The sequence below is a fragment of the Streptomyces sp. NPDC012508 genome, assembly GCF_042902595.1.
Taxonomy (GTDB): domain Bacteria; phylum Actinomycetota; class Actinomycetes; order Streptomycetales; family Streptomycetaceae; genus Streptomyces.
Genome location: NZ_JBIBEO010000017.1, coordinates 1 through 21,849 on the forward strand (window position 1 = coordinate 1; position 21,849 = coordinate 21,849).

Below are 21,849 nucleotides of genomic sequence, written 5' to 3' on the forward strand. Positions count from 1 at the left end.
AAGGTTGTGTTGTCGGTGCCGCGGGAGTGGGATGCGGCGGGCACGGTCCTGGTCACGGGCGGCACGGGGGCACTGGGCGCACTCACCGCCCGCCATCTCGCCGCACGGGGCAGTCGTTCGCTCCTCCTGCTGAGCCGTAGCGGTCCCGGCGCCCCCGGCGCGGCCGAGCTGCTGGCGGACCTGCGGGCGGCCGGAGCCGACGCCGAGATCGTGGCCTGCGACATCACCGACCCCGTGGCCCTGGCCGACGCGGTGCGCGGCCGGCGGATCTCCTCCGTGTTCCACGTCGCGGGGGTCCTGGACGACGGCGTGGCCACCGCCCTCACCCCCGACCGCGTCGCCCCCGTGCTCGCGGCCAAGGTCACCGCGGCCCGCCATCTGCACGAACTGCTCCCCGACGCAGAGGAGTTCGTTCTCTACTCGTCCGTGTCCGCGGCGCTGGGCACTCCCGGGCAGGGCAACTACGCCGCTGCCAACGCCTACCTGGACGCGCTCGCCCGCCACCGGCATGTCCGCGGACTGCCCGCGCTCTCCCTCGCCTGGGGCCCGTGGGACGTGGGCGCCGGCATGACCGGCACCCTCACCGACGGCGACCGGGAGCGCGCCGCTCGCTCCGGTCTCCCCGTGACCACCGCCGAGGACGGGACGGCCCTGCTCGACGCGGCACTGTCCGGGGCCGATCCGGCCGTGCTGCCGGGCGCCGTGGACATCGCCGCGTTCACCGGCCGACCGGAGGTGCCACACCTGCTGCGCGGCCTGGTGCGGGGCCCGCGGCGCACCGCGGCCGCCCCGGCCGGGGAGACCGGCTTCGCCGACCGGCTGCGGGCCCTGCCGGCGGACGAACGCGCACGGGTGGTGCTGGAGCGGGTGCGGGCAGAGGCCGCCGCCGTGCTCGGGTTCGCCACGGCGGAAGCCGTGGAGCGCGACCGCCCCTTCAAGGAGCTCGGTTTCGACTCGCTGACCGCGGTGGAACTGCGCAACCGGCTCGGTGCGGTCACCGGTGTCCGGCTGCCCGCCACCCTCGTCTTCGACCACCCCACCCCCGAGGCACTCGCCGAGCGGCTCGGCACCGAACTGGTGCCGCCCGCGCCCGGAGCGGCAGACGCGCTGATGGCCGGTCTCGACGAGCTGGAGGCGTCACCCCACGCGTTGTCCGCGGGCGACCGGTCCCGGCTGCGGGTCCGGCTGAGCGCCCTCCTCGCGCGGTGGTCGGACGATCAGGCCGGCCAGGATCCGGACGACGACGAGGGCCAGGACGCCGACCTGCGGGACGCCACCGAGGAGGACATCTTCGCCCTCATCGACAACGAACTGGAGAGCCCGTGACAGTTCTGCGAAGAGATCGCACTCGTGAACGAAACGACACCCCTAGAGGGGCGCGTTCGCGTGATTAGGGGGTGTTGACGGCGGACCGGTGCGGGGACCATCGGAGGAGCCGGCCGAGCTGAGCCCCCTCAGCACCCCCCACTCGGTACGCGCGCGGACGCAGAGCGCCGTATTCCGGCCTGTCTGGTGAGCGAACTCGCGAGCACGACAGGAACGTTGGCAGGATGGCCAGCAGGACCGAGAGGCCCGCACTCCGATGGGCCGCCCTGTGTCTCACGTAGAAGGAACGCGGTGGACGACGTAACTCAGCACACGACCATGACGGACACGACCGGCAGGGAATCCCGGAGAGAGGAACCCGCCTTCCGCCTCGAGGGCCTGCACAAGGTGTTCGGGGACTACACGGCCGCGGATCACGTGGAGCTCACCGTGCGGCCCGGCTCCTTCTACGGACTTGTCGGACCGAACGGCGCGGGCAAGACCACCACCCTCTCGATGGCCGTCGGCCTCCTCAGGCCCGACGCGGGCACGGCGAAGGTCCACGGCGTCGACATCTGGGACGAGCCGCTGAAGGCGCGCCGCCTGCTGGGTGTCCTGCCCGACGGGCTCGCCATGCCCGAGCGGCTCACCGGCCGCGAACTGCTCACCTACCTCGGCCAGTTGCACGGTCTCGACGCCGCCGAGGTGGACCGCCGCGCCGACGAGCTGCTCGCCGTCATGGAGCTCGACGGTTCCGCCGAACGCACCCTCGTGGTCGACTACTCCACCGGTATGCGCAAGAAGGTCGGCCTGGCCACGGCCCTGCTGCACGCCCCCAAGATGCTGGTGCTCGACGAGCCCTTCGAGGCCGTCGACCCGGTTTCCGCCGCCACCATCAAGCAGATCCTGCGGCGGTTCGTCGACGGCGGCGGTTCGGTACTGATCTCCAGCCACGTCATGGCACTCGTCGAACAGCTCTGCGACACCGTCGGCGTGATGGCCCGGGGCCGTGTCGTCGCCGAGGGGCCGCTGGACGAGGTGCGCGGCGGCCGCTCGCTGGAGGAGACCTTCGTCGACCTGGTCGGCGTGACGATCGGCGGCGGGGAGGGACTGTCGTGGTTGGCGTCCTGATCCAGATGAAGCTGGCCGTGCTGCGCCACAGCACGTCCGACACCAAGATGGCCCTCAGCGGCCTGGGCTGGGCCGCCGGGATCTGCCTCGCCGTCACCACCGTCATCCTGGCGTTCCTCGACTTCTCCCAGCCGCGGATGCTGATGGACGTGCTCGCGGTCACCTTCGCGCTGTGGGCGCTGGGCTGGATCGTCGGCCCGATCTTCGCCGGCGAACCCGCCCTCAACGGCGAGCACTTCCACCGCCAGCCGATCCCACGCCGCACCCTGACCACGGGGCTGCTCGCCGCCGCGCTGGTCGGCGTCACCACGACGATCACCGTGCTGGCGTTCGGCGCGACGACCGCCTTCGCGGCCCGGCTGAGCTGGCAGGCCGTCGTGGTGTCGGTCCCCGCAGTGGTGCTGCTCCTGCTGCTCGTGGTGATGCTGTCCCGGGTGGTCACGCTGCTGTTCCGCGCCCTGGCCCGGTCCCGTATCGGCGGCGCCATCACCGCGACCGTCACGGCCGCGATCGTCTCGCTGTGCTCCTTCTCCTGGGTGCTGATGATCGGGGTCTACCTGCTCCTCGAGTACGGTTTCCCGCCCACCTTCTCCACCGTGGTGCGGGCGCTGCCCTCCAGCTGGGGACTGCTCGCCGTCGAGGCGGCCGGGCGCGGCGACTGGCTGTGGACGGTGGGTCCGCTGGCCGCGCTGGCCGCGCTGGTGGCGGCCCTGTTCGCCGCGTGGAGCGCGCTCCTCGGACCGCAGCGGCTGGCCCGCCCGGTCGTCCGGGGCTCCTCCGCACGTCAGGCCGTACGGCGTCCCCGGCTGTTCCGCGGCGACGTCGGGATGATCTGCCTCAAGGAGCTGCGCACCTGGTGGCGCGACCCGATGCGCACACAGAGCATCGTGCTCGGCCCGGCCTTCGCGGTCATCACCGCGCTGTTCCCGCTGATCTTCGACTTCACCGCCGCGTTCCCGTTCGTCGGCGCGGCCGGCGCGCTGATGGCCGCGGCGACCTGTGCCAACCTCTACGGCCAGGACGGCACCGCCCTCTGGCTGACCCTGACGGTGCCCGGGAAGGAGAAGGCCGACGTCCGCGCACGCCAGCTCGCCTGGCTGATCGTCTTCGGCCCGCTCACGCTGCTCCTGACGCTCGCCGGCTCGCTCGTGCACGGTGACCCCGCCCTGGTGCCGTGGGCGCTCGCGGGCAACCTGGCCGCGCTCGGCGGCGGTTCCGGCCTGCTGATCTGGGCCTCCGTCGCGGTCCTGGTGCCCGGCCCGGACCCGCACAAGAGCAAGAACTCGCCCATGGACCACGGCGATGTCACGGGCCAGTCGTTCCTGATGTTCTTCCTCGTCGCGCTGGCCATGTGCCCCGCGCTCGGAGTCGCCTGGGCGGGCCACGCGCTGGAGCAGCCCGCGCTGCTGTGGGCGAGCCTCCCGGTCGCCCTGCTCACGGGTGTGCTCAGCCATGTGCTGCTCGGCTCGGTGGCGGCGAAGAAGCTCCGGGACCAGGGCCCGGAACTGCTGCACCTGATGCGCTCGGGCGCCCCGTCGTCGACCGCCACCAGCGAGGAGGAGGCCGGCAAGTCCCCGTTCGAGACGATGTCCGCCAAGCGCCAGACGCTGATGTGGACGGCCATGGCCGTCGGCATCGTCGGCCTGCTCCCGCAGGGCCTGGTGCCGCTGGGGATCAAACTCAGCGGCTCCCCGGACAAGGTCTGGTTCCTCGCGCTGCACGTCTCCGACCCGTGGCAGTGGCCGGTGATCGTCGCCATGGTCCTGATCGGCGTCTCGGGCTTCTGGTCCGCCTACTGGCTCTACCGCGCCGAGAAGAGCCGTACCCAGGCGGTGGCCGCCGCGTGAGCCGCGCCGCCCGGCCCGCGCACCCCTGAGCCGGCCGCGCCGCCGCCCCCTGGCCAGGTGGTTTAGGGGCGGCGGCGTGGCGGCTAGGGGTTGGCCGCCCGTCGGGCCCTGGCTAGCGTCCGGAGTGCTTCAGTCGAGGAAGCAGCCGGACCACACGGCTGGCGCGTACGCGCCCGCCCCGGCCGTCGGCCGGAAGACTTGGTTCCGGTGAAACTCGCGACGTCGAGTGATTCGGGGCATTCATGTCGGATACGTACACCCGTGGTTCCGAGGCCGTGGCGATCATCGGGTACGCGTGCAGGCTGCCCGGCGCGCCCGGACCGGCACCGCTGTGGGACCTGCTCGCCGCGGGCGCTGACGCGATCACGGAGACCCCCGCCGACCGCGCGCGCGTGCCCGGAGTCCCGCGCGGCGGATTCATCGAGCACGTCGCCGACTTCGATGCCGCCTTCTTCGGCATCTCCCCCCGCGAGGCCGCCGCCACCGACCCCCAGCAGCGCCTCGCCCTCGAACTCGCCTGGGAGGCGCTGGAGGACGCCCGGCACATCCCGGCCGGCCTGAGCGGCAGCCGCACCGGAGTCTTCCTCGGCGCGATCTGGGACGACTACGCCACCCTTCTGCACCGCGAGGGCGACGCCGGCATCGACCGGTACTCCATGCCCGGCCTGCAGCGCGGTGTCATCGCCAACCGCGTGTCCTACACGCTCGGCGTGCACGGCCCCAGCCTCACCGTGGACGCCGGCCAGTCCTCCTCCCTTGTCTCCGTCCACCTCGCCTGCGAAAGCCTGGCGCGCGGCGAGTCCGACCTCGCCCTCGCCGGCGGTGTCAGCCTGATCCTGGCCCCCGACAGCACCGTCGCCGCGCTGCGCTTCGGCGGACTCTCCCCGGACGGCCGCTGCTTCACCTTCGACGAGCGCGCCAACGGTTTCGTACGCGGCGAGGGCGGCGCCGTCGTCGTCCTCAAGCCACTGGCCCGGGCCCTCGCCGACGGCGACCGCATCCACGCGGTCATCCACGGCAGCGCCGTCAACAACGACGGCGGCGGCCCCAGCCTCACCGCCCCCAGCGCCGCGGCCCAGGAGGCCGTCCTGCGCACCGCCCACGCCCGCGCGGGGATCGCCCCGGACGCGGTCGGCTACGTCGAACTGCACGGCACCGGCACCCCGGTCGGCGACCCCGTCGAAGCCGCGGCCCTCGGCGCGGCCCTCGGCGCCGCACGCACCGCGCCGCTGCCTGTGGGCTCGGTGAAGACCAACATCGGCCACCTGGAGGGCGCCGCCGGCATCGCGGGCCTCCTGAAGGCCGTGCTCGCGGTCGAGCGGGGCGTCGTGCCGCCGAGCCTCAACTTCCGGTCCGCACCGGCCGGCATCCCCCTGGAGCGGCTGAACCTGCGGGTGCAGACCGACACCGGCGCTCTGGGCGGCGAGGGCTTCGCCGGAGTCAGCTCGTTCGGCATGGGCGGCACCAACTGCCACCTCGTGCTGGGCCCGGCGCCCGCCCCGACGGCCCGTCCGGCCGCCGCTTCCACGGCTCCGGCCGTCCCTTCCCCGGCTCCTGCCGCCGACGGGAACGGGCTGCCCACGCCGGTCGCCGACGGGAACGGGCTGCCCACGCCGGTCGTGGTCTCCGGCCACACCGCGCAGGCACTGCGCGCCCAGGCCGCCCGGCTGCGGGACGCGGTGGAGGAGGCGGACCTGACCGTGGCGGACGTGGCGCACTCGCTGGCCGCCACCCGCACACGCTTCGCCCGCACCGCCGTGCTCCTCGCCGAGGACCGCGAGAAGCTCCTCGCACAGCTCGGTGCGGTCGCCGCGGGACTTCCGGCGCCGGGCGTCAGCGAGGCCACCGCGCGCACCGGACGGCTGGCCATGCTCTTCTCCGGCCAGGGCTCCCAATGGCCCGCCATGGCCGCCGGACTCCTCGACGCCGACGAGGTGTTCACCCGTACCATCCACGCCTGCGAGGAGGCGCTCGCCCCGCACACGGACTTCTCACTGACGGACGTCCTGCGCGGCGCCGAGGGCGCCCCCACGCTGGAGCGGGTCGACGTCGTGCAGCCCGCGCTCTTCGCCGTGATGGTGGCCCTGGCCGAGACCTGGCGGTCGCTGGGCGTCCAGCCCGACGCCGTCGCCGGACACTCCCAGGGCGAGATCGCCGCGGCCTGCGTGGCGGGCGCGCTGTCGCTGGAGGACGCCGCCGCGGTGGTCGCCCTGCGCAGCCGCGCCCTGCGCGCCCTGGCCGGGCAGGGCGGGATGCTGTCCGTGCAGGCCGGGGCGGCCCAGGTCCGCCCGTGGCTCGACGACGACCCCGCGCTCTCGCTCGCCGCCGACAACGGGCCGGCCGCGATCGTGGTGTCGGGGCCGGACGGCGCCCTCGACGACTTCGCGGCACGGTGCGCGTCGCACGGCGTCGGGACCAAGCGGATACCGGTGGACTACGCCTCGCACTCGGCGCACGTCGAACGGATCCACGACGAGCTGATGACGGCACTGGCCGGCATCCGGCCCCGCACGTCCGAGGTGCCGTTCCTGTCCACCGTCACCGGAGAGTGGACGGACACGGCCGGCCTGGACGCCGCCTACTGGTACCGGAACCTGCGCTCCACCGTCGAGTTCTCCGCCGCCGTCCGGCGACTGGCCGAGGAGGACTTCCGCTTCCTCGTCGAGGTCACCCCGCACCCGGTCCTGGTGCCCGCCGTGCGCGACACCCTGGCCGAACTGGACGTACCCGGCACCGCGGTCGTCGGCTCGCTGCGGCGCGGCGAGGGTAACCTGACCCGGCTCCTCGGCTCGGCCGCCGAACTGCTCGCCCACGGCCGCGACGTCCGCCTGCCCGTCCCGCCCGGCGACATCGTGGACCTGCCCACCTACGCCTTCCAGCGCGAACGCCACTGGCGGCCCGGCACGGCCGCCGCGCAGTGGACCGGCTCCGGCGAGCCCGCTCGTGACACCGCCGCACCGGCCACCGCCGGCCAGGAGACCGCCACCGACCGGGACGACCCGCTGCGCCGGCAACTGCGCGCCACCTCACCGCAGTCCGCCCGCGGAACCGTGCTGGAACTGGTCCGGTCCCACGCCGCCGTGGTCGGCGGGTTCACCGCGGCCGCGGACGTGGACCCGGAGCTGACCTTCAAGGCTCTGGGACTCGCCTCCCTGACCCTGGTCGAACTGCGGGACCGGCTCGCCGCCGCCACCGGCCTCACCCTGCCGCCCACCTACCTCTTCGACCGCCCGACCCCGGCCGCGGTCGCCCGTCACCTGTGCGACACGCTGCGCGGCGAGGACACCGACGGCCTGCCGCACGGCACGGCCCCCGCGGAGCACGTGGACCCCGGCGAACCCGTCGCCATCGTCGCCATGGCCTGCCGCTTCCCCGGCGGCATCGACTCGCCCGCGGCGCTGTGGGACGTGCTGAGCGAGGGCCGCGAAGTGCTCGGCGACCTGCCCACCGACCGGGGCTGGCAGCCGTCCCTGGACGCACTGGACACCGAACTTCCCTCCTCCGGCGGGTTCCTGGACGACATCGCGGGCTTCGACGCCGAACTGTTCGGCATCTCACCGCGCGAAGCCCAGGCGATGGACCCGCAGCAGCGGCTGCTCCTGGAGACCTCCTGGGAGGCCCTGGAACGGCTCGGCACCGACCCGGCCGCCCTGCGCGGCAGCCGCACCGGCGTCTTCATCGGCGCCACCGCCCAGGACTACGGCCCCCGGATGCACGAGCCCGCCGAGGGCTCCGAGGGCTACCTGCTGACCGGCTCCACCGCGAGCGTCGCCTCCGGCCGCATCGCCTACACCTTCGGGTTCGACGGCCCGGCGGTGACCGTGGACACGGCCTGTTCGTCGTCCCTGGTGGCGCTGCACCTGGCCGCACAGGCGCTGCGCGCGGGGGAGTGCTCCACGGCTCTCGCCGGCGGTGTCACCCTGATGGCCACGCCCGGCGTCCTCGCCGAGTTCGCGCGGCAGGGCGGGCTCTCTCCCGACGGCCGCTGCAAGGCGTTCGGCGCGGAGGCCGACGGCACCGGCTGGTCCGAGGGCGCGGGCGTGCTGGTCCTGCGCCGCCTGTCCGACGCGCTGGCCGACGGGCAGCGCGTCCTGGCCGTGGTACGGGGCTCCGCAGTCAACTCCGACGGTGCGTCCAACGGTCTGACCGCCCCCAACGGCCTGGCGCAGCAGCGCGTCATCCGGGCGGCGCTGACGGCCGCGGGCCTGGACCCCTCGGGCGTGGACCTGGTCGAGGCGCACGGTACGGGTACGCGCCTGGGTGACCCGATCGAGGCGCAGGCGCTGCTCGCCACGTACGGCCAGAACCGTCTGGCCGACAGCCCGTTGTGGCTGGGGTCGGTGAAGTCCAACATCGGGCACACCCAGGCCGCGGCCGGTGTGGCCGGCGTCATCAAGGCGGTCATGGCGCTGCGGCACGGCGTGCTGCCCCGCACCCTGCACGCCGACGAGCCGTCACCGCACGTCGACTGGGAGTCGGGCGCGGTGCGGCTGCTCACTGAGCACGTCACCCTGCCACCCGCGGACCGGCCGTATCGGGCCGCCGTGTCGTCGTTCGGGATCAGCGGCACCAACGCTCACGCGGTCATCGAGGCGGCACCCGAACCGACCCCCCGGGAAGATGAGGGACCGATATCCGGCCCGGCCCTTCCCGTGCTCCTGACCGGGCGCGGCGATGCGGCGCTGCGCGCCCAGGCAGCCCGGCTGCGGGCCTTCCTGGACGCCGAGCCGACCGTACCGGTGGCCGCTATAGCGCGCTCGTCGGCCACGACCCGCTTCTCCCTGGACCGCCGCGCGGCTGTGTTCGCCGCCGACCGCGAGGAACTGGCGGCCCGCCTCGGCGCGCTGGCGGAGGGCCACGACGCGGCGGGCGTGCTCCGCGGCGTCACGGCGTCCGGACCTACGGGCTTCCTGTTCTCGGGTCAGGGTGCGCAGCGGGTGGGGATGGGGCGTGAGCTGTACGAGGCGTTCCCGGTGTTCGCCGAGGCGTTCGACGCGGTGTGTGCCCGGGTGGACCTCGAACGGCCGCTGCGCGACGTCGTGTTCGAGGACGGCGAGGCGCTGGACCGGACGGTCTATGCCCAGCCGGGGTTGTTTGCGGTCGAGGTGGCGTTGTTCCGGCTGGTGGAGTCCTGGGGTGTCACCCCGGACGTCCTCGTCGGGCACTCGATCGGCGAGCTGGCCGCCGCGCATGTGGCCGGGGTCCTCTCTCTGGACGACGCGTGTGCTCTCGTCTCGGCGCGTGGCCGTTTGATGGATGCGCTGCCGTCGGGCGGCGCGATGCTGGCCGTCGAAGCCGCCGAGGGTGAGCTTGAGCTGCCCGAGGGTGTGGACCTTGCGGCGGTCAACGGGCCGACGTCGGTGACGGTGTCCGGTGACGCGGACGCGATCGGTGCGCTGGAGGAGCGGCTGCGCTCCGAGGGCGTACGGGTGAAACGGCTCACCGTTTCCCACGCGTTCCACTCGCGTCTGATGGAGCCGATGCTCGCCGAGTTCGCGACCATCGCGGAATCGCTGACGTACAACGCTCCGACGATCCCCGTCGTCACCACGGCGCCGGGCGACCTGGCGACCGCGGACTACTGGGTCGGTCAGATCCGTGAGCCCGTCCGCTTCGCCGACGCGGTCGCCTCCCTCACCGACACCCGGACCTTCCTCGAACTCGGCCCCGACGCCACCCTGTCCGCCCTCGTCCCGCACATCGCCGAGGACGCCACCGCCGTCCCCGCGCTGCGCCGCGATCAGGGCGATGTCGGCTCCGCGCTCACCGCCGCCGCCGCGCTGTGGACCCGGGGCGTGGCGCCGGACTGGGCAGCCGTCGCCGGCCCGGGCGGCCCTCGTCCCGTGGAGCTGCCCTCCTACGCTTTCCAGCGGACCCGCTACTGGACGTCCCCCGTGCTCTCCACCACCGCACTGGCCGTCGCCGGTCTGGCCGTGGCCGGCCACCCGTTGCTGGGGGCCGTCGTGCCGCTCGCGGGCGACGGCGGGCAGATCTGGACCGGCGTCATCGGCCCCGCCACCCACCCCTGGCTGGCCGACCACGTCGTCCACGGCCGGATCGTGCTGCCAGGCACCGCCCTCGTCGATCTCGCCCTGCACGCGGGAAGCCGGGCCGGGCTGCCCGGACTCGCCGAGCTGATCGTGAGCGAGCCCCTCGTGCTGCCCGAGCACGGCGGCACCCAGCTCCAGATGACGGTGGCCGGGCAGACCGTCGAGATCCACAGCCGCCCCGACGGCGACACCGGGGCGCCCTGGACCACCCACGCAGTCGGCACCCTGGAGCCCGTCCGCCCGCCCCAGGCGGACCCCGGACCCGGCGACAGCTGGCCATCCACGGGCACGGCCACCCCACCGGAGTACGACACACTCGCGGCGTACGGACTCTCCTACGGCCCCGCCTTCCGGGGCCTGCGCGCAGCCTGGCGCGACGGCGACACCGTGCACGCGGAGGTCGAGCTGCCCGAGGGGCCGCAGGCCGCGCTGTACGACGCCGCGCTGCACGCGCTCGGTGCCGCCGGCCTGCTCCGCGAGGACGGCACCGCCCTGCTGCCGTTCGCCTGGTCCGGTGTGACCCGGCACGCCGACGGCGCCACGGCGCTGCGCGTGACGCTGACCCGGCGCGGTCCCGACGAGTACGCGGTACGCCTCACCGACCCGGCGGGCGCGCCCGTGCTGACGGCGCGGTCACTCGCCTTCCGGCCCGTGACCGCCGACCGGTTGGCCGCCGCGTCCACGGGCGTGCTCTACGACGTCGACTGGACTCCTGCCGGTGACGGGGAGCGCGAAGTGCCCCTCGTGGCCGTGCCCGTGGGCAGCACCGAGCTGCTCGACACGGTCACCGCGGTGACCGGTCTGCGCGGCCTGGGCACCCTGGCGGAGGCGGAGGCCGTGCCCGGCACCGTGCTCGCCTGTGTCGGCGCCGGCCCGGAGCCGCTCGCGGCCGGCGCCGCACTCGCACGGCGCACGCATGACACGGTCACCGCCGTCCTCGGTCTGCTCCGCGACTGGGCGCACGACGAGCGTTCCGCCGCCAGCCGGCTGGTCGTCGTCACACGGAACGCCGTCGCCACGGTCGACGGCGAGACGGTCGATCCGGCCGCCGCCGCGGTCTGGGGCCTGGTGCGGTCCGCACAGACCGAACACCCGGGCCGATTCGGCCTGGTGGACCTGGACGGTACGGCCGCGTCGGCCGCCGCGCTCGCCGCGGGCCTGCCCGGCGACACCCCCCAGACCGCCTTCCGCTCCGGCACCCCGCTGACTCCGCGCGCGGCCCGGTTGCGAGCCGGCACCACCCCGCCGTGGGGCCCGCACGACACCGTGCTGATCACCGGCGGCACCGGGGCGCTCGGCGCCCGCGTCGCCCGCCACCTGGCCGCCGCACACGGGGTCACGGGTGTGGTCCTGCTCAGCAGGCGCGGCCCCGAGGCGCCGGGCGCCACCGAGCTGGCCGCCGAACTGACCGCCCAGGGCGTCACCGTGTCCGTCGTCGCCGGTGACGCCGCCGACCGGCGCGACCTCGACCGGGTGCTCGCCGACCACCCCGTCACCTCCGTCGTCCACACCGCAGGCGTCCTCGACGACGGCCTGCTCACCTCGCTGACCCCCGAACGCGTCGCCGCGGTGCTGCGCCCCAAGGCCGAGACGGCGGCTCTCCTCGACGAGGCGACCCGCGAACTCGGCCTGACCTCCTTCGTGCTGTTCTCGTCCGTGGCCGCTTCCTTCGGCACCGCGGGCCAGGCGTCCTACGCCGCGGCCAACGCCTTCCTCGACGGCCTCGCCGCCCGCCGCCGAGCCGAGGGGCTGCCCGCCGTCGCCGTGGGCTGGGGGCTGTGGGGCGGGGCCGGGGGCATGGCCGACGGCCTCGGGACGGCGGACCGCGCACGCTTCGCCGCACTGGGCGGCGCACTGGACCCCGACCAAGGCGTACGGCTCCTCGACGCGGCCGCGACCGCCGGGCCCGCGCACATCCTGGCCATGGCCGCCGAGCCCGCCCCCGAGGGATCGGTGTCGCCGCTGCTGCGGCACCTGGCGCGCCCCGTGCTCCGCTCGGCCGCCGCGGCCGGCCCGGCGGCGGACGCCGACGGCCTCGCCGCGCTGCCGGAGCCCGAGCGGACGCGTGCCGTCGAGGAGTTGGTACGGACGACAGTCGCGGCCGTGCTGGGTCACTCCTCCGGTACGCGCGTGGATGCCGACCGAACCTTCAAGGACCTCGGGTTCGACTCCCTCACCGGCGTCGAGCTGCGCAACCGCCTGGCCGCCGCCACCGGGCTGAGGCTGGCCGCCACCCTCGTCTTCTCCCACCCCAGCCCCGCCGCGCTCACGGCCCACCTCCGCGAGGAGCTGAGCGGAGCCGCGGCCACCACCACCACGCCGCGCCCCCGGCGTACCGCCGCGACGGACGAGCCGATCGCCATCGTCGCGATGAGCTGCCGCTACCCGGGCGGTGTGGACAGCCCCGAGGAACTCTGGCGCATGGTCAGGGAGGGACGCGACGGCATCTCCGGATTCCCCACCGACCGCGGCTGGGACCTCGCACGTCTCCACGACCCCGACGCGTCCCGCCCCGGCACCACCTACGCGCGGCACGGCGGCTTCCTGCACGACGCCGCCGCCTTCGACGCCGGGCTCTTCGGCGTCTCGCCGCGTGAGGCGCTGGCGATGGACCCGCAGCAGCGGCTGATGCTGGAGCTGTCCTGGGAGACCTTCGAGCGGGCCGGCATCGACCCGGCCGCTCTGCGCGGCAGTGACACCGGTGTCTTCGCCGGCGTCATGTACCACGACTACGCGGCTGCCGCCGAGACCCTTCCGGAGACCGAGGGATACCGGGCCACCGGTGGCGCGGGCAGCGTGGTGTCCGGCCGGATCGCGTACACGTACGGGCTCGAGGGTCCGGCCGTCACCGTGGACACGGCGTGTTCGTCGTCCCTGGTCGCCCTGCACCTGGCCGCCCGGTCCCTGCGGGCGGGCGAGTGCTCGATGGCCCTCGTCGGGGGCGTCACCGTGATGTCCACGCCCAGCGTCTTCGTGGACTTCAGCAAGCAGCGGGGGCTCGCGCCCGACGGTCGCTGCAAGTCCTTCTCGGCGGACGCGGACGGCACCGGCTGGTCCGAGGGCGCCGGTGTGCTGCTGGTGGAGCGGCTCTCCGACGCCCGGCGCAACGGGCACCAGGTGCTGGCCGTGGTGCGCGGGTCGGCCGTCAACCAGGACGGCGCGTCCAACGGCCTCACCGCGCCCCACGGCCCCTCCCAGGAGCGCGTCATCAAGGCGGCTCTCGCCGACGCGGGCCTGAACCCCGACGACGTGGACATGGTGGAGGCGCACGGTACGGGCACCAAGCTCGGCGACCCGGTCGAAGCGGAGGCGCTGCTCGCGACCTACGGACGCGGCCGGGACCCCGAACAGCCCCTGTGGCTTGGATCGTTGAAGTCCAACATCGGACACACGCAGGCGGCGGCAGGCGTCGGCGGCATCATCAAGACGGTCATGGCCATGCGACACGGCGTGCTGCCCCGCACCCTGCACGCGGGCGCGCCCTCGCCGCACGTGGACTGGTCGGCGGGTGCCGTGGAGCTGCTCACCGAAGAGCGGCCCTGGCCGACGACCGGGCGGCCCCGGCGCGCGGCGGTCTCGTCGTTCGGGATCAGCGGCACCAACGCGCACACCATGATCGAGCAGGCACCGGACGAGCCCGTCGTCGGCCACCCGCTGCCCCAGATGCCGGACACGCTCGTGCCCTGGGTGCTCAGCGGCGCCTCACCGGAAGGCCTGCGCGCCCAGGCGGCCCGGCTGCGCGCCACGGCCGAGGCCGAGAAGCCGGCTGACGTCGGTCTTTCGCTGGTGACCCGGCGTACGACGCTGGAGCACCGGGCGGTCGTCCTGGGAACGGGAGGCGAGGAACTCCTGCGTGAACTCGACGCGCTCGCGGTCGGGCGCGGAAACGCGCCGACCGGCGTCGCGTCGTCCGGGCGCACGGGCTTCCTGTTCTCGGGTCAGGGTGCGCAGCGGGTGGGGATGGGGCGTGAGCTGTACGAGGCGTTCCCGGTGTTCGCCGAGGCGTTCGACGCGGTGTGTGCACGGGTGGACCTCGAACTGCCTTTGCGGGACGTCGCGTTCGGCGAGGATGCGGAGCTGCTGGCGCGTACGGCGTACACGCAGCCTGCTTTGTTTGCGGTCGAGGTGGCGTTGTTCCGGCTGGTGGAGTCCTGGGGTGTCGCCCCGGACGTCCTCGTCGGGCACTCGATCGGCGAGCTGGCCGCCGCGCATGTGGCCGGGGTCCTCTCTCTGGACGACGCGTGTGCTCTCGTCTCGGCGCGTGGTCGTTTGATGGACGCGCTTCCCTCGGGCGGTGCGATGCTGGCCGTGGAGGCCGCCGAGGACGGTCTTGAGCTGCCCGAGGGTGTGGACCTCGCGGCGGTCAACGGGCCGACGTCGGTGACGGTTTCCGGTGACGTCGATGCGATCGCGGTACTGGAGGAGCGGCTGCGCTCCGAGGGCGTACGGGTGAAGCGGCTCACCGTTTCGCACGGGTTCCATTCGCGTCTGATGGAGCCGATGCTCGACGAGTTCGCGACCGTCGCGAAGTCGCTGACGTACAACGCTCCTACGATCCCCGTCGTCGCCACGGCGCCGGGCGACCTGGCGACCGCGGACTACTGGGTCGGTCAGATCCGTGAGCCCGTCCGCTTCGCCGACGCGGTCGCCTCCCTCACCGACACCCGGACCTTCCTCGAACTCGGCCCCGACGCCACCCTCGCGGCTCTCGTCCCGCACATCGCCGAGGACGCCACCGCCGTCCCCGCGCTGCGCTCCGGTCAGGGCGAGCACGCTGCGCTGCTGCGAGCCGTCGCCACCCTGTACGTACACGGCACCGACGTCGCCTGGGGGGCGTATTTCGCGCCGCTCGGGGGCCGTCCCGTCGAGCTGCCGACGTACGCCTTCCAGCGTGAGCGCTACTGGCCCGACGCCGTCGCCGACGTAGGCGTCTCGGCCGGCCGCGACCAGGCCGAGGCCGGCTTCTGGACGGCCGTCGCCGGGCGGGACGTCGAGCGGCTCGCCGACACCCTGGGTCTGCCCGACGACGACGCCCGGCGCGGGTTGGCCGGACTGATGCCACACCTCTCGTCCTGGCACGATCGCCGGCGCACCGAGGCGACCGTCGGTTCCTGGTACCACCGGACCGTGTGGCGGCCCGTCGCCGCGGCGCCCGCCGTACTCGACGGCGTCTGGCTCGTCGTCGGCACGGACACCACGGACAGCACGCAGAACACGGACACGACGCGGAGCACGGACAGCACGGGCAGCACGCAGAGCACGGCCAGCACGGACACCCAGCACAGCACGGGCGCGCAGATCGCCGACGCGCTGCGGCGCGGCGGAGCCACCGTCCTCGGCCTGCCGCACCTCGGCGACGACCGGGCCGCTCTCGCCGAGCGACTGCGCTCGTACGGAGAGCTGGCGGGCGTCGTCTCGCTGCTGGGAACGGACACGAGGGCCCTGCACGAGGGCGCCGCCCTCAGCCGCGGCCTCGCCGCCACGCACCTGCTCACCCAGGCCTGCGCCGACGCCGACGTCCCGCTGTGGGCCCTCACCCGAGGCGCGGTCTCGACCGGCCGCGCCGACGGCCCGCCCGACCCCGCCCAGGCCCAGATCTGGGGCTTCGGCCGGGTCGCCGCCCTGGAACTGCCCCACGTGTGGGGCGGGTTGCTCGACCTGCCCGAGACCCTGGACGTCCGCGCCGGGAACCGGCTGTGCGCCGTACTCGCCACTGGCAGGGCGCGCGACGGGGACGGCGACGTCGAGGACCAGGTGGCGGTCCGGGCCGACGGCGTCTACGCGCGCCGTCTCGTCGCCGCCTCGCCCCCTGCGCTCGCCGTCGTCCCCGGGCCCCGCACCGATGGCACCGTACTGGTCACCGGCGGCACCGGCGCGCTCGGCGCCCAGGTGGCCCGTCTGCTCGCCGCGCGGGGCCACACCCGGCTGCTGCTCGTCGGCAGGCGGGGACCGGAGGCGCCCGGCGCCGCCGAGCTGGTCGCCGAACTGGCCGCAGCGGGCACCACCGCGACGGCCGTGGCGTGCGACATCACCGACCGTGACGCGCTCGCCGCGCTGCTCGCCGGCGTACCAGAGCAGTACCCGATCACCGGCATCGTCCACGCCGCCGGTGTGCTCGACGACGGTGTGCTCGACGGCCTGACCCCGGACCGCTTCGAGCAGGTCCTACGGTCCAAGACGCTGGCAGCCGAGAACCTCGACGTCCTCTCGCGGGACCTCCCGCTCGACGCGTTCGTCCTCTTCTCGTCCTTCACCGGTGCCGTGGGCACGGCGGGCCAGGCCAACTACGCCGCCGCCAACGCACACCTCGACGCACTCGCCGAGCGCCGCCGTGCACAGGGACTGCCCGCGACCTCGATCGGCTGGGGGCCGTGGGCCGAGACCGGCATGGCCGAGGACGAGGCCCTGACCCAGCGGCTGCGCCGCTCCGGGCTCACCCCTCTGTCTCCGGACCTCGCCGTCACCGTCCTCGGCCGGACGCTCGACGGCACGGAGGCGGCCGGCGACGGGGCGGCCGGTGCGGCCGTGGTCGTCGCGGACGTCGACTGGGAACGGTTCGCGTCCGGGTTCACCGCGGCGCGTCCGAGCCGGCTGCTCCGCGAACTCGTCGTCGCCGGCCCGCCGGACGGCGCCGAGGACCCGAACGGAGCCACCGGCATTGCCGCACGCCTCGCCGCCGCCGGTGAGGGCGAGCGGCGCCGGATCACCGAGGACCTGGTGCGCACCCTGGCCGCCTTCGTGCTCGGCCACGGCACTGCGGCCACCGTCGCGCCCGACAAGGCGTTCCGCGACCTGGGCTTCGACTCGCTCACCGCCGTCGAACTGCGCAACGCCCTGCGGGCCGCCACCGGACTCCCGCTCCCGGCGGGCCTGATCTTCGACCACCCGACACCGGCCGCCCTCGCCGCCCGGCTGCGCGCCGAACTGACCGGCGCGGCCGAGGCCGCCGCCCCGGCCGCATCCCCCGTCCCCACCGCGGCCGCCGCGGCCGACGACCCGATCGCCATCGTCGCGATGGGCTGCCGGTTCCCCGGCGCCGCCACCCCGGAGGAGTTCTGGGATCTGCTGACCGAGGGACTCGACCTGGTCGGCGACATCCCCGCGGACCGCGGGTGGGACCTGCGCGACGCCCCCGACTTCGCCCGCCGCGGCGCGTTCCTGCCCGACGCCGCCGGCTTCGACGCGGACCTGTTCGGCGTCTCCCCGCGCGAGGCGCTCGCCATGGACCCGCAGCAGCGGCTGATGCTGGAGACCTCCTGGGAGACCTTCGAACGGGCCGGCCTGGACCCCGCCTCCCTCAAGGGCCGGCGGATCGGCGTCTTCGCGGGCACCAACGGACAGGACTACGCCGGTCTGTTCCCGGCCGTTGGGTCGGGCCTGGAGGGCCACGTGGCCACCGGCAGTGCGGCCAGCGTGCTGTCCGGCCGGATCTCCTACACGTACGGGCTCGAGGGTCCGGCGATCACGGTGGACACGGCGTGTTCGTCGTCGCTGGTCGCCCTGCACCTGGCGGCGCAGTCGCTCAGGTCGGGGGAGTGCTCGATGGCGCTCGCGGGCGGTGTGACGGTCATGGCCGGGCCCATCGCGTTCCTCGAGTTCGCCCACCAGCGCGGCCTGGCGGCCGACGGGCGCTGCAAGGCGTTCGCCGCCTCCGCCGACGGCACCGGCTGGGGTGAGGGCGTCGGACTGGTGCTGCTGGAGCGGCTCTCGGACGCACGGGCCAACGGCCGCCGTGTGCTCGGGATCCTGCGGGGCAGCGCGGTCAACCAGGACGGCGCGTCCAACGGCCTCACCGCCCCCAACGGCCCCGCGCAGCAGCGGGTGATCCGCGCCGCGCTGGCCTCGGCCAGACTGTGGCCGTCGGACGTGGACGCGGTCGAGGCGCACGGTACGGGCACGAGACTCGGCGACCCGATCGAGGCGGAGGCCCTGCTCGCCACGTACGGCAAGGACCGCACGGAACCCCTCCACCTGGGCTCGGTGAAGTCCAACATCGGGCACACCCAGGCGGCGGCGGGCATCGCCGGCGTCATCAAGATGCTGCTGGCGATGCACCACGGCGTGCTGCCCCGCACGCTGCACGCCGACGAGCCGTCACCGGCCGTCGACTGGAACGAGGGCAGTCTGCGCCTGCTCACCGAGGCGACCCCGTGGACGCCACGGGCCGGCAGGCCGCGTCGGGCGGCCGTCTCCTCCTTCGGGATCAGCGGCACGAACGCCCACGTCGTCCTGGAGCAGGCCGATGTCGCCGTGCAGTCGGCGCCCGCCCAGCACTCCGTGCTTCCCTGGGCCTTCTCGGCCCACTCCGACGCGGCACTGCGCGCCCGGGCAGAGGCGCTCAGGACGCTGTGCGACGACACCCCTGGCGTCCCCGCCGTCGCGGCGGGCCGGGCGCTCGCCACGACGAGCGTCGGGCAGGCACATCGCGCCGTCGTGCTCGCCGAGGACATCGCCGGCTATTCCGCCGGCCTGACGGCACTGACGGCGGACGAACCGGCCGCCGGGACCATCCTGGGCACGGTGCGCGAGGGCCGGACCGGGTTCCTGTTCTCGGGGCAGGGTGCGCAGCGGGTCGGGATGGGGCGTGAGCTGTACGACGCCTTCCCGGTGTTCGCGGACGCCTTCGACGCGGTGTGTGCGCGGGTGGACCTCGAACGGCCGCTGCGGGACGTGGTGTTCGGAGACGGTGAGGCGCTGGATCGCACCGGCTACGCGCAGCCTGCTCTGTTCGCGGTCGAGGTGGCGTTGTTCCGTCTGGTGGAGTCCTGGGGTGTGACCCCGGACGTGCTGGTGGGGCATTCGATCGGTGAGCTGGCCGCCGCACATGTGGCCGGGGTGCTGTCCCTGGAGGACGCGTGCGTTCTCGTCTCGGCGCGCGGTCGGTTGATGGACGCGCTGCCGTCGGGCGGTGCGATGCTGGCCGTCGAGGCGGCCGAGGACGGGCTTGAGCTGCCCGACGGCGTGGACCTTGCAGCCGTCAACGGGCCCACCTCCCTGACCGTTTCCGGTGACGCGGACGCGATCGACGTACTGGAGGAGCGGCTGCGCTCCGAGGGCGTACGAGTGAAGCGGCTGGCCGTCTCCCACGCGTTCCACTCGCACCTCATGGAGCCGATGCTCGACGAGTTCGCGACGGTCGCGAAGTCGCTGACGTACCACTCCCCGACGATCCCCGTCGTCGCCACGGCGCCCGGCGACCTGGCGATCCCGGACTACTGGGTCGGCCAGATCCGCGAGCCCGTCCGCTTCGCCGACGCGATCGGTTCCCTCACCACCGAGCACACCCGCTACCTCGAACTCGGCCCCGACGGGACCCTGAGCGGGCTCGTCCCCGGTGCGGTACCCGTGATGCGCCGCAACCGTTCGGAGACGGAGTCCCTGTTCACCGCCCTGGCCCGGCTGTGGGTCGAGGGGACGGCGGTGGACCTGGCCGCGGCGTTCCCCGAGGCTCCGCCCATCACCCTGCCGCCCTACCCCTTCCAGCACACCCGCTTCTGGCCCCAGGCCGTGCCGGCGGCACACCGCGCCGCTGCCGGCGAGGGACAGTACGACGTGACCTGGGTTCCGGTGACCGACGGAGCCGCCCGGCCCACCGGGACGTGGCTCCTGGTCACCCCGCCGGGCGGGGACGAGCGCGGAGACGCGGAGGCCGACGAGGTGGGCCGTGCGCTGCACCGTGCCGGCGCCCGTGTCGTCGTCGTTCCCGGCGGCACCGACCGTGTCGACCTCGCGGCCCGGCTGCGCGCCGCGACGGAAGAGACCATGCCGACCGGTGTGCTGGCCCTGCCGCCCGGCGCGGGCGGCCTGCCCTCCGTGGTGGTACTCGTGCAGGCGCTCGACGACGCCGGTGTGGCAGGTCCGCTGTGGTGCGCCACGCGGGGCGCGGTGCAGGTCTCCACGGACGACCCCGGGCCCGACCCGGACCAGGCGGCCGTCTGGGGCTTCGGCAGGGTCGCGGCCCTGGAGATGCCCCGCACCTGGGGCGGGCTGGTCGACCTGCCCGCCGAGTGGGACGACCGGACCGGCGTACGGCTGGCCGCGCTGCTCGGCGCGGACGGGGCCGAGGACCAGGTCGCGATCCGTCGGACGGGTGTGCTCGGACGGCGTCTCGTCCAGGGCGCCCCGCGCCGCGAGGGCCGTACGGCCGACGGATGGCGGCCGACCGGCACGGTGCTGGTCACCGGCGGCACCGGAGCCCTCGGCGCCCACACCGCCCGCCGGCTCGCCCGGCAGGGCGCCCCGCACCTGCTGCTCGTCGGACGCCGGGGCCCGGACGCGCCCGGAGCCGCCGAACTGGCCGCAGAACTGACCGCGCTCGGCAGCCGCGTCACCCTCGCCGCCTGCGATGTCGCCGACCGCGCCGCGCTCGCCGAGCTGCTCGCGGGCATACCGGAGGAACTGCCGCTGACCTGCGTCGTCCACGCGGCCGGAACGGTGGACGACGGCGTGATCGGCTCACTCGGCCCCGACGGGGTCGCGGCTCTGCTGCACACGCGCCTGGCGGCCGTCCGCCACCTCGACGAGCTGACCGCCGATCACCGACTCGACCGGTTCGTGCTGTTCACTTCCTTCGCCGGTGTCGTCGGCAACCTCGGGCAGGCCGCCTACGCCGCGGGCAACGCCGCGCTGGACGCCTTCGCCCAGCGGCGCCGCGCCGCCGGGCGCACCACCACGGCCCTCGCGTGGGGCCCGTGGGCGGGCGCGGGCGTGGGCGCGGGCACGGCGGCGGGCGAGCAGCAGCAGCGCACCGGAGTGACACCGCTGCCGCCGGACGAGGCCCTCCTGGCGTTCGACGAGGCCCTCGCCGAGGACCGGACGACGGTCTGTGTGGCCGGCATCGACTGGAGCCGCTTCGGCCCCGTGCTGGAGGCCGGGCGCGGCGGGCGGCTGCTCGACCTGCTGCCCGCCGCACCCCGGCCCGCGCCGCCCGTCGCCGACGGGCAGGGTAAGGGGGCGGACCTGGCCGAACGGCTCGCCCGGGCGCCGCAGGCGGAACAGGAGCGCATCCTGCTCGACCTGGTCGTCTCCCGGACCGCCGCCGCACTCGGCCACCGCACCCCGGCCGCCATCGACCCGGACCGGCAGTTCCGCGACCTGGGCACCGACTCGGTGATGGCCGTCGAGCTGCGCAACATGCTCGACGCCGCCACCGGACTGACCCTGCCCGCGACCCTGGCCTTCGACCACCCGACCCCCGCCGCTCTCGCCGCGTACCTGCGCGGGCACCTCGTGGTCGGGCCGGACCCGGCCACCGACGCGGTGGGTTCGGAGAGCGCGGTCGCCCGGCTCGAGAAGTTCGAGGCCGGGCTCCTCGAGACCCCACCCGACGCCGAGGAGACGGTGGTCCTGCTCGCCCGGCTGCGCGAACTCGCCGACCGGCTCCGCACCACGACCGCCGCACCCCCTGCTCATTCCGGTCCCGAGGCCGGGGACGGCGAGATCGATCTGGAGTCGGCCAGCGCGTCCGACCTCTTCGACCTGATCCACAAAGAATTCGGCAAGTCCTGATGACACGT

The 21,849-nt window shown here is 74.6% G+C and carries 4 protein-coding genes; all 4 read left to right on the forward strand.

Annotated features, from left to right (window positions below; all coding sequences use genetic code 11):
- Window positions 1-1,326, forward strand: a 1,326-nt coding sequence (locus ACFY8U_RS35690) for a beta-ketoacyl reductase (protein ID WP_389576274.1), incomplete at its 5' end; no start/stop codon positions are given.
- Between the two features lie 318 nt (window positions 1,327-1,644).
- The gene (locus ACFY8U_RS35695; protein WP_389576275.1) at window positions 1,645-2,436 is read left to right on the forward strand and encodes an ABC transporter ATP-binding protein; all 792 of its coding nucleotides are present in this window, start codon (window positions 1,645-1,647) and stop codon (window positions 2,434-2,436) included.
- Entirely contained in the window at window positions 2,421-4,283 is a 1,863-nt protein-coding gene (locus ACFY8U_RS35700) for a hypothetical protein (RefSeq protein ID WP_389576276.1), read from the forward strand. The genes ACFY8U_RS35695 and ACFY8U_RS35700 overlap by 16 nt, the downstream gene beginning before the upstream one ends.
- A gap of 242 nt (window positions 4,284-4,525) precedes the next feature.
- On the forward strand, window positions 4,526-21,841 hold the full coding sequence (locus ACFY8U_RS35705; protein ID WP_389576277.1) for a type I polyketide synthase: 17,316 nt from the start codon (window positions 4,526-4,528) through the stop codon (window positions 21,839-21,841).
- Window positions 21,842-21,849 lie beyond the last annotated feature (8 nt).

Bases quoted from the DNA above. Each gene is read 5' to 3' on its own strand.
- ACFY8U_RS35695 (WP_389576275.1), top strand. From the start codon at position 1,645: ATGACGGACACGACCGGCAGGGAATCCCGGAGAGAGGAACCCGCCTTC.
- ACFY8U_RS35705 (WP_389576277.1), top strand. From the start codon at position 4,526: ATGTCGGATACGTACACCCGTGGTTCCGAGGCCGTGGCGATCATCGGG.